This is a genomic window from Mesorhizobium sp. WSM1386 (assembly GCF_055901595.1).
In genome coordinates this window covers 1,325,707-1,341,861 of sequence record NZ_CM148373.1, presented here as the reverse complement: position 1 = coordinate 1,341,861, position 16,155 = coordinate 1,325,707, and the positions used below count along the sequence as shown (strand labels likewise).

General features: G+C 63.8%; 14 protein-coding genes. 5 read left to right on the top strand and 9 right to left on the bottom strand.

Annotated features, from left to right (window positions below; genetic code table 11):
* The first annotated feature begins 216 nt into the window (after nt 1-216).
* Nucleotides 217-1,392: an MFS transporter gene (locus AC0NIH_RS06500; RefSeq protein WP_473462848.1), complete on the top strand. Its 1,176-nt coding sequence runs from the start codon at nt 217-219 to the stop codon at nt 1,390-1,392.
* Here AC0NIH_RS06500 and AC0NIH_RS06495 read toward each other — a convergent pair.
* Complete coding sequence (locus tag AC0NIH_RS06495) at nt 1,356-2,264, bottom strand: LysR family transcriptional regulator (RefSeq protein ID WP_473462846.1); 909 nt, start codon at nt 2,262-2,264, stop codon at nt 1,356-1,358. The genes AC0NIH_RS06500 and AC0NIH_RS06495 overlap by 37 nt on opposite strands.
* Nucleotides 2,265-2,376: 112 nt before the next feature.
* On the opposite strand from AC0NIH_RS06495, the gene AC0NIH_RS06490 reads away from it, so the two are divergent.
* Nucleotides 2,377-3,336 (top strand): SDR family oxidoreductase, encoded by a 960-nt coding sequence (locus AC0NIH_RS06490; RefSeq protein ID WP_473462844.1) that lies wholly within the window; start codon nt 2,377-2,379, stop codon nt 3,334-3,336.
* A gap of 27 nt (nt 3,337-3,363) precedes the next feature.
* Here AC0NIH_RS06490 and AC0NIH_RS06485 read toward each other — a convergent pair whose 3' ends face one another.
* The 6 genes from AC0NIH_RS06485 to AC0NIH_RS06460 form a co-directional block, all read right to left on the bottom strand.
* Nucleotides 3,364-3,522 (bottom strand): DUF3309 family protein, encoded by a 159-nt coding sequence (locus AC0NIH_RS06485; RefSeq protein ID WP_023763678.1) that lies wholly within the window; start codon nt 3,520-3,522, stop codon nt 3,364-3,366.
* A gap of 98 nt (nt 3,523-3,620) precedes the next feature.
* On the bottom strand, nt 3,621-6,797 hold the full coding sequence (locus tag AC0NIH_RS06480) for an efflux RND transporter permease subunit (protein ID WP_023776967.1): 3,177 nt from the start codon (nt 6,795-6,797) through the stop codon (nt 3,621-3,623).
* A 78-nt stretch (nt 6,798-6,875) separates the two neighbouring features.
* Nucleotides 6,876-8,060: an efflux RND transporter periplasmic adaptor subunit gene (locus AC0NIH_RS06475; protein WP_473462841.1), complete on the bottom strand. Its 1,185-nt coding sequence runs from the start codon at nt 8,058-8,060 to the stop codon at nt 6,876-6,878.
* Between the two features lie 242 nt (nt 8,061-8,302).
* Nucleotides 8,303-8,425, bottom strand: coding sequence for a hypothetical protein (locus tag AC0NIH_RS06470; RefSeq protein ID WP_473462839.1), 123 nt, complete (start codon nt 8,423-8,425; stop codon nt 8,303-8,305).
* A gap of 462 nt (nt 8,426-8,887) precedes the next feature.
* Nucleotides 8,888-10,018, bottom strand: a complete 1,131-nt coding sequence (locus tag AC0NIH_RS06465; RefSeq protein WP_023763675.1) for a patatin-like phospholipase family protein — start codon at nt 10,016-10,018, stop codon at nt 8,888-8,890.
* Between the two features lie 207 nt (nt 10,019-10,225).
* The gene (locus AC0NIH_RS06460) at nt 10,226-11,314 is read right to left on the bottom strand and encodes a citrate synthase/methylcitrate synthase (protein WP_473462836.1); all 1,089 of its coding nucleotides are present in this window, start codon (nt 11,312-11,314) and stop codon (nt 10,226-10,228) included.
* A gap of 91 nt (nt 11,315-11,405) precedes the next feature.
* Here AC0NIH_RS06460 and AC0NIH_RS06455 point away from each other — a divergent pair, with 91 nt between their 5' ends.
* Nucleotides 11,406-12,548: a citrate/2-methylcitrate synthase gene (locus tag AC0NIH_RS06455; RefSeq protein WP_473462834.1), complete on the top strand. Its 1,143-nt coding sequence runs from the start codon at nt 11,406-11,408 to the stop codon at nt 12,546-12,548.
* A 19-nt stretch (nt 12,549-12,567) separates the two neighbouring features.
* On the opposite strand, the gene phaR is transcribed toward AC0NIH_RS06455, so the two are convergent.
* Nucleotides 12,568-13,176, bottom strand: coding sequence for a polyhydroxyalkanoate synthesis repressor PhaR (gene phaR / locus AC0NIH_RS06450; RefSeq protein ID WP_013892569.1), 609 nt, complete (start codon nt 13,174-13,176; stop codon nt 12,568-12,570).
* 81 nt (nt 13,177-13,257) lie between these two features.
* Nucleotides 13,258-13,485, bottom strand: a complete 228-nt coding sequence (locus AC0NIH_RS06445; RefSeq protein WP_287270833.1) for a hypothetical protein — start codon at nt 13,483-13,485, stop codon at nt 13,258-13,260.
* On the opposite strand from AC0NIH_RS06445, the gene AC0NIH_RS06440 reads away from it, so the two are divergent.
* Nucleotides 13,472-14,650: an acetyl-CoA C-acetyltransferase gene (locus tag AC0NIH_RS06440; RefSeq protein ID WP_352706112.1), complete on the top strand. Its 1,179-nt coding sequence runs from the start codon at nt 13,472-13,474 to the stop codon at nt 14,648-14,650. The two genes, AC0NIH_RS06445 and AC0NIH_RS06440, sit on opposite strands and share 14 nt — an antisense overlap.
* Nucleotides 14,651-14,778: 128 nt before the next feature.
* The gene (gene phbB, locus AC0NIH_RS06435) at nt 14,779-15,504 is read left to right on the top strand and encodes an acetoacetyl-CoA reductase (protein ID WP_473462830.1); all 726 of its coding nucleotides are present in this window, start codon (nt 14,779-14,781) and stop codon (nt 15,502-15,504) included.
* Nucleotides 15,505-16,155 lie beyond the last annotated feature (651 nt).

The following is a 16,155-nucleotide window of genomic DNA, read 5'->3' as shown; positions in this document are numbered from 1 at the left end:
GATCCTCGGGTCTGCGCCGGGTCGCTTCGCTCCTTGCTCCGCCCGTGGATGACGAAGAGAGAAGCGTTTTCGCTAATCTCCAACGCGGATAAGTCCGCTACGAACGATACCGGCCTTATTTGCGTCTTTGGTCCAAACACTTCCAGGCACGCTTGACTGCAAATTGAATCGATCTAATTTCCCGCGCAAAGTCCAATTCTCGACCGGATTCGCCGTATGATTGCGTCAACCGCCATGCAGACTGCCATTCGCGGACGGTGGGCCGTCGCGGCCATTTTTCTGGCCAACGGCTTTCTAACCGGCAGTTGGGCGCCGCAGATCCCGGTGTTCCTGACCCGGCTGGATATCTCGAAGTTCACGCTCGGCCTTTTGATCCTGCTGTTTGGCGCCGGCGCGGTCACGGCCATGACCTGGTGCGGCCACCTGATCTCGAGACATGGTTCGCGCACCGTGCTGCGCTGGTTCGGTCTTTGCGGCAGCCTTGGCTTGCTGGTCGTGGCGCTGGCGCCCAACGTGCCGCTGGCGGCGATCGCCATGTTCATCTTCGGCGGCTCGATCGGCGGCATGGATGTCGCCATGAACGCCAATGCCGTGGTGGTGGAGCGAAAATTGTCGCTTGCGATCATGTCTTCCTCGCATGGCTTCTGGAGCCTCGGCGGTTTCGCCGGTGGCGCCCTTGGCGGCTTCGCCATCCAGAACTATGGCCATCTCGCCCATGCCGGGGTGGTGACCGCCCTCGCTTTCGTGGTGATCGCGTTGGCGATCGGCCATCTCATCGCCGAGGGCAAGCCGCAGGCGGCCGAGCATCACAAGTTCGCCCTGCCGGCGAACCCGCTGGTCTATCTGGTCGGGCTGATGGCGTTGCTGACGATGGTCTCCGAGGGCGCGGTGCTCGACTGGGCAGCACCTTACCTCAGGCAGGAACTCGGTGCCGACCTTGCCATTGCCGGCCTCGCCTATGCCGCCTTTTCCGGCGTCATGGCCATCATGCGCTTCTTCGGCGACGGCGTGCGGAACCGTTTCGGTGCCGTGACGACCCTGCGTGGCTCCGCAGTTGTCGCCGCCGCCGGCATGCTGGTTGCCGGCCTGTCGCCCTCACCCTGGATCGCCATCGCGGCCTTTGCCCTTTGCGGCTTTGGTATCGCCAACATGGTGCCGATCATCTTTTCGGCCGGCGGCAACCAGGAAGGCATGTCGTCCGGCACGGGCATGAGTGTCGTGACGACCATGGGCTATTCCGGCATCCTCGTGGCGCCATCGGCGATCGGCTTCGTCGCCGAGCATTCCAGCTTCGGCCCGATCTTCATTGCCATGTCTGGTCTGCTGATTGTCGTGCTGTTGATGGCGGGCCTTGCTCACCGCGCCGAATTCGCGGCCGCGCCGGCCGAATAGCATTTCAGTTCCTCGTGGAGGAAATCCGCCACGCGGCGGAGGCGCACGCTGCTGCGCACGTCGCGATGCATGGCCAGCCAGACCGGCAAAGCGGGTAGCGGCAGGCCGGGCAGCACCTTCTCCACCAGCGGGTCACGCTCGGCCAGCGGCTCCTGGCCGAGGCCAATGCCATTTCCCGCCCGCACCGCTTCCCACAGAACCATCTGGTTGTCGGCCCTGAAGCGGAAACTGTTCCGCGTGACCGGGATGCCGAACTGCGTGAAGCCTCGGATCATCTCGTCGCTGCGGTCGAAGCCGATCAGGGCGTGATCGACGAGGTCGCCCGGCTCCAGGGGGCGACCGCGCCTGTCGAGATAGGAAATGGCCGCACAGGCGCAGAGCTTGATATCGCAGACCTTGCGCGCCACCAGTTCGTTCTGCGCCGGCTTGACCATGCGGATGGCGATGTCAGCATCCCGGCGCAGCAGGTTCTCGACCTGGTTCGAGGCGACGATCTCGACCTCGATGCCGGGCTCCTCGATGCCCAGCCGTGCCATCATCTCCGGCAGCACATAGGCCGCCACCACTTCGCTGGCGGCAATGCGCACCGTGCCTTCGATGGCCTCGACCGAGCCCAGCGCCAAGAGTGAGAAGGCACTTGCCTGCTCGCTCACCGTCTTGCCACGCTCGAACAGCGTGGCCCCGGCTTCCGTCAGCGCATAGCCGCTTCGCCCGCGCCGGAACAGGGTAACGCCGAGCGCCTGTTCCAATTCCGAGATGTGACGGCCAAGCGTCGGCTGGCTTGACGACAGCCTTCTCGCCGCGGCCGACAGGCTGCCGGTTTCCGCCACCGTGACGAAGCTCTTGATCAGGTTCCAGTCGATATCAACCATTCAATAATGAATATCAAGACTGCATCCATGGTCAATTTCAATTCATCCGTGCGGCAATCATATTCGGCCTGCAAACACCGATACCGACCGCAACAAACCAGGAGTAACTCAAATGACCAAGATCGCAATTCTCGGCGCCAATGGTCGGCTCGGCCGCGTCGTCGCCAAGGCATTCATTGATACCGGCTTCGACGTCCGCGCCGTCACCCGCACCGGCAAGCTGCCGGTCGAACTCAAGGGGGCGACCGCAATTGCCGGCGACGCGCTTGACCGCGAGGCCCTCATCCGCGCCACGCAAGGTGTCGACATCGTCTTCAACGGCCTCAATCCGATCTACACCGACTGGGGCAAGTGCCTGCCGATGGCCGAGAACGTCATGGCCGCCTGCCATGCCAACGGCGCGCTGCATCTCTTCCCCGGCACCGTCTACAACTACGGCTCGCCGATGCCGGCGGTGATCACCGAGGACACGCCCTTCCACCCGACGACGGAAAAAGGCCGCATCCGCTGCGCCATGGAGGCGCTTTTTCGCAGCGAGGCCGACGCCGGCCGCGTGCGCACCATTGTTCTGCGGGCCGGCGACTTCTTCGGTGGCACTGGCAGCGGCTCGTGGTTCGACCTGATCGTCGCCGCCAAGATCGCCAAGGGCATCTACACCGCGCCCGGCCCGGCCGATCTGGTGCATGAATGGGCCTATCTGCCTGACTTCGCCGTGGGCTTCGTCGCGCTGGTCAAGAATCTCGACAAGCTCGGCTCCTACGAGGCGCTGAACTTCCCGGGCCACGCGGTCACCGACCTGGAGATCAAGGCGGCGGCCGAGAAGGCTGTTGGCCGCCCGCTCAGGATGACCTCGATGCCTTGGTGGGTGCTGCGCGCCGGCAGCCCGTTCGTGGCGATGTGGCGTGAGATCGTCTCGATGTCCTATCTGCGCTTCGAGCCGCACCGGTTGGCCTCGACGCGGCTGGAAGGCATCATCGGCGGGATCCCGCATACGGCGCTCGACCAGGCTGTCGCCGAGGCTCTGGAGGACATCGGCATCGCGACGGCCGGAACTTTGGCCAAGACGGCCTGAGCTCACCGCCAGGGGCTGCGCGTCAGCTCAGATCCGGCCCATCAGCACAAGTATCAAAACCACCACCAGCACCACGCCAAGAATGCCCGACGGCCCATAACCCCAGGAGCGTGAATGCGGCCATGCCGGCACCGCGCCGATGAGGACAAGGACCAGGATGATAATGACGATGGTGGTGATCGGCATGAGACTTCCCCGCATTTGAACCCATGAGGCTGAGGGACAATGCAAAAGGCCGCCCGGTTGTTCCGGACGGCCTTTGCACTCAAATCGGGAAGTCGTGCCTATTCGGCGGCTTTCGGGAAGGCGATCGCTGGTTCCGAACCGGCATCCGGTTTTGGCGCATCCGACGAGATCTCGCCCTTGCCGCGCCGGAACAGCCGGCTGAACAAGCTGCGCCGGGCGCCGGGCTTGACCTTGGCGCGGGTGAACACCATCAGCATCGAGGGTGTCACCACCAGCGTCAGCACCGTGGCGAAGGACAGGCCGAAGACGATCGCCGAGGACAGCGAAATCCACCATTGCGTCGACGGCGCGTTGATCGTCGTCTCGTGGTGGAAGATTTCCAGGCCAAGGCCAAAGGCGATTGGCAGCACGCCGAGAATGGCCGACACCGCCGTCAGCACCACCGGGCGCGCGCGCTCGCGGCAGGTCTGCAGCACGGCCTCCATCTTGTCCCAGCCCTCTTCGCGCAGCCGGTCATAAGTGTCGATCAGCACGATGTTGTTGTTCACCACCACGCCGGCCAGAGCGATGACGCCGATGCCCGACATGACGATGCCGAACGTCTCGCCCGTTATCAGCAGTCCGAGGAACACGCCGATCGTCGCCATGACCACGCAGGACAGCACCAGCCAGACGCTGGTGAACTTGTTGAACTGCGCCAAGAGCACCAGGAAGATCAGGAAGATCGCGGCGCCGAAGGCCTTGCTGAGGAAGGCGCTGGCTTCGGCGCTGTCCTCGTTCGAGCCGGCCAGCTTCCAACGGATGCCGCTGCCGAGATCCATGTCGGCGACCGCCTTGGTGACCTCCTGCTGGACAGCCGCGACCTGTTGGCCGGCGGCAACGTTGGCCTGCACCACCACCGTACGCGCGCCGTCGATGCGGTTGAGGATACCGACCGTCGGCTCGGGCTTGCGGATGACGAAGTTCGAGATCGGCACCGAGCCTTGCGAGGTCTGCACACGAAGTTCGTCGAGCGTCGACAGTGTGCGCCGGTCTTCGGGCAGGCGCAGTCTGATATCGACGGCGTCGTCAGCGCCGGCCGGCCGGTATTCCGAGAGTTTCAGCCCGTTGGTCACCAGCTGGACGACGGTGCCGACAGCGGTCGGACTGATGCCGTATTGCGCCGCCTTGGCGCGGTCGACCTCGAGCGCCCAGTCCACGCCGGGTGGCGGCAGGCCATCGGAAATATCGATGACGCCGGGCACTTTGGCCACGCGCGCCGCAACGGCCCGGGCCTTGTCGTCGAGCCCCTTGGGATCGACGGCCGACAGCCTGATCTGGATCGGCTTGCCAGTCGGCGGTCCGGCCTCGGGCACGCGAACCTCGACGTCGACGCCCGGAATGCCGGCCATTACGCCGCGCAGATCGTTCAGGATCTGGTTCGCCGATTTGCGCTCGCGCCAGTCGATGAATTCATACTGGATGACGCCGACCACGTCTTCGGGCACATCCTGGCCGCCGCCCTGCGTCTTGCCGACGCGGGTGTAGACGGATTTGATCCCGGGCCAGCCAAGCATCCGATTTTCCGCGATCTTCGTCGCGGTGTCCATTTCGGCCAGCGAAAGGTTGCCACGGGCGTGCACATAGAGCAGGCCGTAGTCGGGCTCGACGCTCGGGAAGAACTCGACGCCTGCGCCGTATTTCGAATAGCCGACGAAGATGCCGGCCAGCAGGACGACGGTGAGCACCATCACGGTGATGGGGAAGCGCACCGCTTGCTTGACGACGGCCATGTACCAGCCGTCGCGATTGTCATCCTCGTGATGCTGCGGCGCCTTGGCGAAGATCGCGCCCAGCGTCGGCGCGAAGACCAGCGCGTAGAGCATCGACGCCGACAGCGTGACGATCAGCGTGATCGGCATGTACTTCATGAAATCGCCGATGATGCCGGGCCAGAACAGGAGCGGCGAGAAGGCGGCAATGCGCGTCATCGTCGCCGCGATGACCGGACCGGCCATGCGCTTGGCGGCCAGCGCGAATGCATCCTGCTTCGGCATGCCCTCGCTCATGCGCCGTTCGGCGAATTCGGTGACGATGATGGCATCGTCGACCAGCATGCCGACGGCCAGAATGAGGCTGAACAGCACGATCATGTTGATCGTGTAACCCATCATCGCCAGCAACAGGATGCCGATCAGGAAGGACGACGGGATGGCCAGGCCGATGAGCAGCGAGGCACGGCCGGACAGCGCATAGAGGATGACGATGAACACCAGGATCACCGCGATCATCACATGGTTCTGCAGGTCGCCAAGCAACTGGTTGACGAAGACCGACTTGTCCTGCGTGTAGGTGACGTGCATGCCCTCGGGCATCGTCTTGACGAAGCCGTCGGACACCTCCCTCACCTTGGTGAGCGTGTCGATCAGATTGGCGCCGATGCGCTTCTTGACTTCGATGGCGATGGCCGGCTTGCCGTTGAGGCGGGTGATCGTCTCTGCATCGGCGAAGGTCGAGCGGATCGTCGCGATATCCTTGGCCTGCACCACGGCATTGGGACCGGCGACCACCGGCAAGGCCGCAACATCCTCGGGCGTCTCGATCAGCGATGGCACCTTGACCGCGTATTTGCCTTCGGAGCCTTCGATGTTGCCGGCGGCGACCAGGCTGTTGGAAGCGCCGACGGCGCCGATCAGCTGGTCGAGCTGCAAGCCATAGGAAGACAGTTTCATCGGATCGATGACGACTTCGACGAGATCGTCGCGCGAGCCCTGCAGCGAGCCTTCGAGAACGCCGGGCACTTCCTCGATACGGTCGCGCAATTCGCGCGCCGCGGCGGTCAGGACGCGTTCGGGCAAATCGCCCGACAGTGTCACGACGAGCACCGGAAATTCGGAAATGTTGACCTCGGTAACGACGGGCTCCTCAGCCGCCTGCGGCAGGTCGGCCTTGCCGTCCTGCACCTTGGAGCGCGTATCCTGCAGCGCCGTCGCAAGATTGGTCTGCGGCTGGAACTCGACCAGCACGTAGCCGCCGCCCTGGAAGGCGGCTGAGCGCATCTCCTTGAGCCCCTTCAGGCTTTTCAGCTTGCTTTCCATCGGCCGCAGCAGAAGGCGCTCGGAATCTTCAGGCGAAATGCCTTGATAGATCAGGCTGACATACATCATCGGAATCGGAACGTCGGGTTCCGCTTCCTTCGGCGTCGACTGATAGGCGACCCAGCCTGCAATCAGCAGGAAGACCAGGACCGAAATGGTCAGGCGGGCATTGTTGATTGCGAGTCTGACGATATCCATGACATCTGCCTGCTGTTGCTTCGGGAGTGGCGAACGGACAACGTCGCCGGGCAAGGCCCGGCGCCGGCGCTCCTTACGCTACTGCGTCCCGGCGGTGGCTTCGCCGATCAATTTGTTGATGGTCGCCTGGTCGGCCTCGACCGGCTTGACCTCGTCGCCTTCCTTCACCAATTCCTGGCCGGCGACGATGATGCGCGCATCGGCCGGGATACCGCCGAGCACGAGACCGGTCGGCGTGTCGTCAACCAGGTCGATCGGGAAGAACGCCACCTTGTTGTCCTTGCCGACGGCGCGGATGCCCAGATCGCCCTTGTCGCCGAGCGTCACCACCGAACGCGGCAAAAGCACCGCGTCGGTGGGCAGCGCGCTGAGCTGGATTTCCGCCGTCATGCCGGCCGGCACGGAGCCGTCGGCATTGGGGATCGCCACCTCGACGCGGAAGGTGCGGGTCGCCGACGACGCGTCGCGGCTGATGTAGCGCACGGTGCCTTCCACGGTCTGACCGCTGACCAGCCGGACTTTGGCCTTGTCGCCGAGCTTGAGATAGCCCAGGTCGCGCTCGCTGATCTCGCCACGGGCAATCACCGGATCGAGCTTGAGGATGGTCGCCACCTCGCCGCCCTGCATGACGGAACTGCCAAGTTCCACCGGCACCCGGTCGATGACGCCGTCGAACGGCGCCTTGACTTCGTTACGGTCCAGTTCGGCCTGCGCGGTATCCAGCTGCGATTGTGCCTGGGTCAGATTGGAGCGAGCGGTGTCGAGCTGCAGCTTGGGCAGATTGCCGGTCTTGGCGAGCCGCTCCGCCGCATCGAGCTCGGCCTTACGCTGAACAACGAGCTGCTTGGCGTTGTCGACCATCGAGATCTTTTCTTCGGCGGCCAGCATCAGCACCAGGTCGCCGGTCTTGACGTGATCGCCTTGCTTGACCGGCAGCTTGTCGATGACGCCGGCGACGCGGGTTGCCAGCACCGCGCGCTTGTCGGCCTCGGTCAGCCCGGAAACGCGGATGGCGCGCGCATAGGTCTTGCGCGGCGGCGTCACCACCGCGACGGTGCGCAACGGCGCCTTCGGCTCGGCTTCAGCCTTCGGCTTGCCAGCGTCCTGCGGCTTGGCGGCGTCCTGCGGCTTGGCGGGCTCGCCTGCCTTCTGGTTGTCGATGGCGGCGCTGCCCACCGACGAGAACTCGCCTGTGGCCATCCAGGCCGCGAAACCAATAAGCACAACAACGGCTGCAAGCTTGTGAAACCTGATTCTCGGCATCGTCGTTTTTTCCACTGCGGGTTCGGCCAGCACCGCGCCCTCATGACGCGGGCGCGTCGCCGATATGGGTGCGCGCCTGACCGTGTTCAAATTGCCGTGATCGGCGAGCGGGCTTTTACATCAAAGTTGCACCGCAATATAGTCGGAAAGTTGCAACGGCATTGCGGAACCGGACAGAGTGTGGCAGCCGCGAAACGGTCCGTGACGTCCTGGCCAGCCCCTGAGGAGCGCCTGCTGCCGGCTCATGATCTGCCCTCACGACAAGCCCGGACGACTGGCTTGGCATTGCCGACGGGCAGCGTGGGGTTCTCGAAAACATAGCTGCCGTCGCGCGCCGGATCGTTGATCCGGACGCTGATTTTCATGAATGAACAAATCATTTCGGCCGTCGGCAGGCAACTGATACCCGAGACCGGAAAATCTAAGCAACGCACTGGAATTAATAATGAAATGGCCGGGACTGTCATTCCGGTCTAGATTGCCAAAAACCAGTCCGTCGGCATCGAGCTTGGCGTCGAAAGCGCCTGTGCGTCCAACACCGGAGGGGCGCCGGACCTGCCATTCATGACGCATCCCCGAATGCCCTGTGGGTGCGGCAACGCCGGTCATTGTCCATGCGACGCGCAACGACGGTGCCAACCGTTCCGCTCGCCGTTTCCGGCAATATCGCGCGACAGCGCACGGCATCGCCGGAAGGTCGGTGGCAGCAGGCGTCAGCATGATGATGCGCCATTCACACGCACTGGTTGTCGGTCTGCCCGACATTCATGGATACCGAAATCCCTCGCTAATGCAGATCGGCTATCGCTCTTCGGAAACAGACGGGCTCAGGCCCGACGGCGCTCCGCCTCCGGGTTCTTGCGCGCCGCCAGGAATTCCTTCACCCGCCGGCCGGGTGCGGGACCGCGCACCGGCTTGAAACCATCATCGAGTTCGCCGGAAAGATCGAGCGTCGCCCGTTTGCCGACGGCGTCGTAATTCTCCTCCAGCCAGTCGCTGGCGGCGGTGCGGCCGAGATCGCGCAGATAGGTCAGGAATGCCCATTCGGCATTGACCTTCGATGACGCCGACAGATCCTTGAACGCCTCGTCGGCATCGATGCGATGCATGCGGATGTCGCGGTATTCGCCATGCGGCAGGCGGCCGGCGGCGATCAGTTCCTTGACGAAGGCGATCGAGCGGAATTCGCGCAGCAGCCCGGCGTTGAAGGTGATCTCGTCGATGCGGTTCTGGATCTCGTTGGCGCTCCTGGGCGTTCCCTCCCGCACCACCGGATTGATCTGCACCAGGAGCACATCCTCGGTCGCCGCCGTCTTGAAGAACGGATAGAGCGCCGGGTTGCCGCCATAGCCGCCGTCCCAATAGGGCACGCCCTTGATCTCGACGGCGCGGAACAGTTGCGGCAGGCAGGCCGAGGCCATCACCGTGTCGAGATCGATCTCGCCATCGGAGAACACCCGCAGTTGTCCGGTCTCGACATTGGTGGCGGAGATGAACAGTTCCATCGACTTGCAGGCGTGGACATTCTTGAAATCGATCTCCTGCTGAACCACGTCGCGCAGCGGATTGAGGCCAAGCGGGTTGGCGACATAGGGCGAGAACACCCGCGACATGGTGTCGAAGAAGACATAGCCCGGCGAGTTCTCGATCGACCAGTTGCCCCAGGCGACATCCCACGGCATGCGCTGAACTGGACTGAACCGGCCCTTTGCCGCCACCGCATGCCAGAAATCATCGAGCTTTTGTCGCGCGCCGTCGACCCCGCCGCGCACAAATCCATCGGCCAGTGCCACCGCGTTCATGGCCCCGGCGCTGGTGCCGGACACCGCCGAAATCTCCAGCCGTCCATCCTCCAGCAGCTGGTCGAGCACGCCCCAGGAAAACGCGCCGTGCGAGCCGCCTCCCTGAAGGGCGATGTTGATCTTTTTCTTTTCCTCCGCCTTGCCGTTCTTCGTCATGGCGTTCCTGTCACCTCGGTGCCCGACCCATCCGATCCGGGAATCGGAGCGGCAGGGTCACGGCAGGCCTATGTTGCAGTGCAGCATATAAGGGCAGACCAAGGCAAGAACACGAACACGGTCGCGTGATCACATGAAATTTCGATCATGCAGAAGCCTCTCCGCTGCAAAGCGAAGAAGCGGCGTCTTTTGAAACAGACAGGAGGCTTAGGCGACGAGGTTCGGCACCGGCCCTACATAGCGCGATTGCGGCCGGATCAGCCGGCCGGTCGTTTGCTGCTCACGCGCATGCGCGATCCAGCCGGCGACACGCCCGGCGGCGAAGACATTGCTGAATGCTTTTGGCGCAAAACCCGCCGCTTCCAGCACGAGCGCGGTGTAGAACTCGACATTGGTCTGCAGCGAGCGCTGCGGCTTGGCGAGCCGAAGCACATCGAGTGCCGTTTGCTCGACCTTTTCGGCGAAGGCCAGCCGGCGGCCGGTGTCGCCCTCGCCGCCAATCTGCCGCACGACGGCCTTCAGCACGTCGGCACGCGGATCGCGCACACGGTAGATGCGATGGCCGAACCCCATGATCCGCCTGCCATGTGCGATCTCGTCGCGCAGCCAGCCGGCCGCGTCGCCATGCGCCTGGATGGCATCGAGCATCTCGATCACCGGGCCGGGCGCGCCGCCATGCAGCGGGCCCTTGAGCGCGCCGAGGCCGGCAAGCACCGATGAGGTCAGCCCGGCCAGTGTCGAGGCAACGACGCGGGTGGCAAAGGTGGAGGCATTGAGGCCGTGGTCGCAGACCGTCACCAGATACGTGTCGAGTGCTTTTGCCAATGCCGGTGGCGGGACGGAACCCCTGAGCATCCTCAACATGTCGGCGGCATGGTCGGCCTTGCCGTCCGGCGCAACCGGCTGCTCGCCGCGCTGCAGGCGCAACAGGGCTGGCGTCAGCACCGCGGGCGCCGCGATCAGCCGCAAGGCATCCTTCAGCGTCTCGCCGTCCGGCAGCAGCGCCATGCCGGCGCGCATAGCGCTGTAGACGTCAAGCGGCGCCAGCAATACCAGCGAAGGCTGGAGCCGGTCGAACACCTCGACGCGTGCCTCGCCCAGGCTCGCCGCCAGTTCGGCATCGCCGGGCAGGTCGTCGAAGAAGCCGTCCAGCAGCAAGCGGACGACCTGCGGATAGGTCCATCGTCCCGCCAATTCCGGCAAGGAATGGCCACGGATCGTCAGGCGGCCGCCCAGGCCATCCACGTCCGACAGGATTGTTTCGGCCGCCACCACGTCATCGAGCCCGTTCGCCATAGCTGTCTCCTTGAAGCTTTTGCGCATGGGAGATAAGGGTGGGCGACACAGGCATCAATCTTGATCAACAGAATCAATATCAAGGCTCGACATGTCCGAATGGCTGTCACGGGAAGAGGCGCTGGAACGGCTCAAGGTGCGGCCGCAGACGCTCTACGCCTATGTCAGCCGCGGGCGCATCGGCATGCGGCCCGACCGTGCCGATCCGCGCCGCAGCCAGTACCGCGCCGACGATGTGGCGGCGCTGGCGACGCGAAGGGCGCGCGGACGCAGCCCCTCGGCCATCGCCGAAAGCGCCATCGCCTGGGGCGAGCCGTCGATCGCAACGGCGATCTCGACCGTTTGGCACGGCAGGCTCGTCTATCGGGGCCGGGACGCCGTTGCGCTCTGCGAACATGCCACGCTGGAGGAAACTGCCGCCCTGCTTTGGGCCCGGCCAGAACCGGTGAGTTTCGAAGCGCAGGCGTCGGATGCCTCCGGCCAGCTTGGCCGGGTCCCGGCCTTCGCGCACCTTGCCACGCTTGCCGGCCAGGGGCGGCCCTCGCTTGGACGCAGTGCCGCCTCGCTCTGCGCCGATGCCGCGCGCGCGATCGGCGTGCTGGCCGGCACCATTGGTGCCTCGCCGGGATCCGACCCGTTGCATCGGCGATTGGCCCGGGGCTGGTCGGTGGATGATGGCGGTGCGGAAGCAATCCGGCGCGCCCTTGTGCTGCTCGCCGACCACGAACTCAACGCATCGACCTTCGCCGCCCGCGTCGCGGCCTCGACCGGAGCCTCGCCTGCCGCTTGCCTGCTGGCGGGCCTGGCAACGCTTTCCGGCCCCCGGCACGGTGGCGCCAGCGAAGCGGTGATGCAACTTGCCGACGATGCGGCACGGCACGGCGCCGATGCCACGATCCGGCGCTGGCTCGGCCACGACCGGCCGCTGCCGGGCTTCGGCCATCCGCTTTATCCCGAGGGCGATCCCCGCGCCACGGCGCTCTTGGCGGCCATCGACGACACCGACGAGACATTGCGATCGCTGGAAACCGCCGCCATGGCCGCGACCGGCGCTTCAGCGAATATCGATTTCGCCCTGGCCGTGCTGACGCGCAGTCTTGGTTTGCCCCGCGACGCACCGTTCCATTTGTTCGCGCTCGGACGCAGCGTCGGCTGGGCCGCGCATGTGGTCGAACAGATCGTGAGCGGCAGCATCATCAGGCCGCGCGGTCGCTATGAGGGATTGCTGCCGTAGATTGCGTGAATGATAGCGCTCACGACATCGTGTCGAGCTTGCGCTGCATGGCAGCGATCTGGTCCTTCAATTGCTGCAGGTCGTCGGGTTTCTCCGGCGCTTCCTTCCTGGCCGGCTCGGCGGGAGCCGCGGCAGGCGCCGAGCCCGCGGGCGGGAATGGCGTGAACAGCCGCATCGCGTTCTGGAACATTTCCATGTTGCGGCGCGTCTGTTCTTCCAGCGCCTTGATCGGGGTCGCCATCTTCATCACGTCGAGCGGCGACTTGCCGATGGCGCCTTTCATCTGCTCGCGAAAGCGTTCCTGCTCCTTGGAAAAGGCGATCATCGACTGTTCGAGGAAGCTCGGCACGATCATCTGCATCTGGTCGCCATAGAAGGCGATCAGCTGGCGCAGGAACGGGATCGGCAGCATGTTCTGCCCGTCCTTGTTCTCCAGTTCGAAGATGATCTGGGTCAGCACCGGATGCGTGATGTCATCGCCGGTCTTGGCGTCCTGGACGGTGAACTCCTCGCCCTTCTTGACCATCTCGGCCAGATCCTCGAGCGTCACATAGGTGCTCGTCCCCGTATTGTAGAGGCGGCGATTGGCGTATTTCTTGATAACAATTGGATCGTCTTTAGCGGCCATCTGCATCCTCCCCGGACACCGGCGCGCCTGAGTAAGCGGCCGGTAACGATTGCGCCCTTTTTAAGGATATGCGCAAAAGCCTCATAATTCCAAGCAGTTTGTGCAGTGCGGGATCATATATTGCTGCATAGCAGGCAAAATATGTTGCGCAGCAGCGCCCGCCCTGCCGTCACGCCGATGCGCGGCCTGCTTGCGGCGCATGGGCGCCATGCCCATTTCCGGTTTGACTTGGGATTGGGAAAGGGCAAGAAAAGTCCTCAACGGCAGAACAAACTCATGAAGTCTGGAGAAGAAAATGTCCGCTTCCATCGTCATTGCCAGCGCCACGCGTACCGCGGTCGGCTCCTTCAACGGCGCCTTTGCCGCCACTCCGGCGCATGAGCTCGGCGCTGTTGTCGTCAAGGAATTGCTGGCCCGCGCCGGTGTCGATGCGGCCGAGGTCGACGAGGTCATCCTCGGTCAGGTGCTGACTGCGGCTCAGGGCCAGAACCCGGCCCGCCAGGCTTCGATCATGGCCGGCCTGCCGAAGGAAACCACAGCCTGGAGCCTCAACCAGGTTTGCGGCTCGGGCCTGCGCGCCATCGCGCTCGGCATGCAGCAGATCGCCACCGGCGACGCCAAGGTGATCGTTGCCGGCGGCCAGGAATCGATGTCGATGTCGCCGCACGCCCAGCACCTGCGCGCCGGCGTCAAGATGGGCGACTACAAGATGATCGACACCATGATCAAGGACGGGCTATGGGATGCCTTCAACGGCTATCACATGGGCAACACCGCCGAGAACGTCGCCCGCCAGTTCCAGATCACCCGTGAAGACCAGGACCATTTCGCGCTCGCCTCGCAGAACAAGGCCGAAGCCGCCCAGAAGGCCGGCAAGTTCAAGGACGAGATCGTCGCTTTCACCATCAAGGGCAAGAAGGGCGACACCATTGTCGACCAGGACGAGTATATCCGCCACGGCGCGACGCTCGATGCCATGACCAAGCTGAGGCCGGCCTTCGACAAGGACGGCACGGTGACCGCCGCCAACGCGTCCGGCATCAATGATGGTGCCGCTGGCGCGCTGCTGATGAGCGAGGCGGAAGCTGCCAGGCGCGGCATCACCCCGCTGGCGCGCATCGCCTCCTGGGCAACGGCCGGCGTCGATCCGGCGATCATGGGCACTGGACCGATTCCCGCCTCGCGCAAGGCCTTGGAAAAGGCCGGCTGGTCGGTCGGAGATCTCGACCTCGTCGAGGCCAATGAGGCGTTTGCCGCGCAGGCCTGCGCCGTCAACAAGGACATGGGCTGGGATCCCTCGATCGTCAACGTCAATGGTGGCGCCATCGCCATCGGCCACCCGATCGGCGCATCCGGCGCCCGCGTCTTCAACACGCTGGTCTTCGAGATGCGCCGCCGTGGCGCCAAGAAGGGCCTGGCCACCCTGTGCATCGGCGGCGGCATGGGCGTCGCCATGTGCGTGGAAGCGCTCTAACAAAGAGAAGTGAATAGCGAATAGGGAGCAGCTAATAGGGAAGAATTGCGTCAGCGCGACGGGACATTTGATCCCTACTCGCTATTCGCTACTCCCTATTCGCTCTCCCGACCAAAGGGAGGGAGCGCATGACCAAGGTTGCAATCGTCACGGGTGGATCGCGCGGCATCGGCGCCGCGATTTCGATCGCATTGAAAAACGCCGGCTATTCGGTTGCCGCGAACTACGCCGGCAACGACGAGGCGGCGGCGAAGTTCAAGGCCGAGACCGGCATTCCGGTCTACAAATGGTCGGTCGCCGACTATGATGCCTGTGCCGTCGGCATCAGGCAGGTCGAGGCCGATCTCGGCCCGGTCTCGGTGCTGGTCAACAATGCCGGCATCACTCGCGACGCCATGTTCCACAAACTGACGCGCGAACAGTGGAAAGAGGTCATCGACACCAATCTGTCCGGTGTTTTCAACATGACGCACCCGCTGTGGAGCGGCATGCGCGACCGCAAGTTCGGCCGCGTCATCACCATCTCCTCGATCAATGGCCAGAAGGGCCAGGCCGGCCAGGTCAACTATTCGGCAGCCAAGGCCGGCGACATCGGGTTCAGCAAGGCCCTCGCTCAGGAGGGGGCTCGCGCGGGCATCACCGTCAACGTCATCTGCCCCGGCTACATCGCCACCGAGATGGTCAAGGCGATCGACGAGAAGGTGCTCAACGAGCGCATCATCCCGCAGATCCCCGTCGGCCGCCTCGGCGAACCGGAAGAGATCGCGCGCTGTGTCGTCTTCCTGGCTTCGCCGGATGCCGGCTTCATCACCGGCTCGACCCTCACCGCAAACGGCGGCCAGTATTTCGCCTGAGGCGGTGGTTTCGGCGGGACAAGCTGCGACAGCGAGAAATCGGGCGGGCCGGGAAACCGGTCCGTTTTTCTTTGATATGCTGGTCGCAGCAAAATGCCTCGTTCCAGCGCGATTGATCCAATCCGGCACGCAAAGGTTAATGGCGGCAGCGGCATCTGTGCAAAACCCGTCGCCAAGCCTGTGGATTCTCGGTGGATAAGCTGTTCACAACACAAGATATTGGGAGAACAAAAGGGGAAAGTATCGCCGGCGCCGTTTTGTCGCCGATTCGTTCCGGCTTTGAGCGGAAGTTAACATTAACGGCCCGAAATCATCGGCAATGCTTTAACGGTCAATTCAGAAAGATTAACAATCTCATAATCTTGAGTGGGGCAGATCGAGCCACCCTCCTCATTTGCCGGCAAAGATTAACGACGGAGGCCACCTAGCATAAAACGGGCCAGTTCAACGATTCAGCATGTGGTGAGACTCATCGTCAAAAAATCTATATCTAGCCGTGAACAAAAGCTGAATCTGACAGAGTCAGCGATTCGTCGCCGATTCGTTCCAGACTCGTTCCAACTCTTAATCCGCAACCGATTGGGAGCTTGACAAAGGCGCCTTCGAACCGACGGCGGAACATTCCGCTTTCGCTTCGCGCCCGAAATCCCT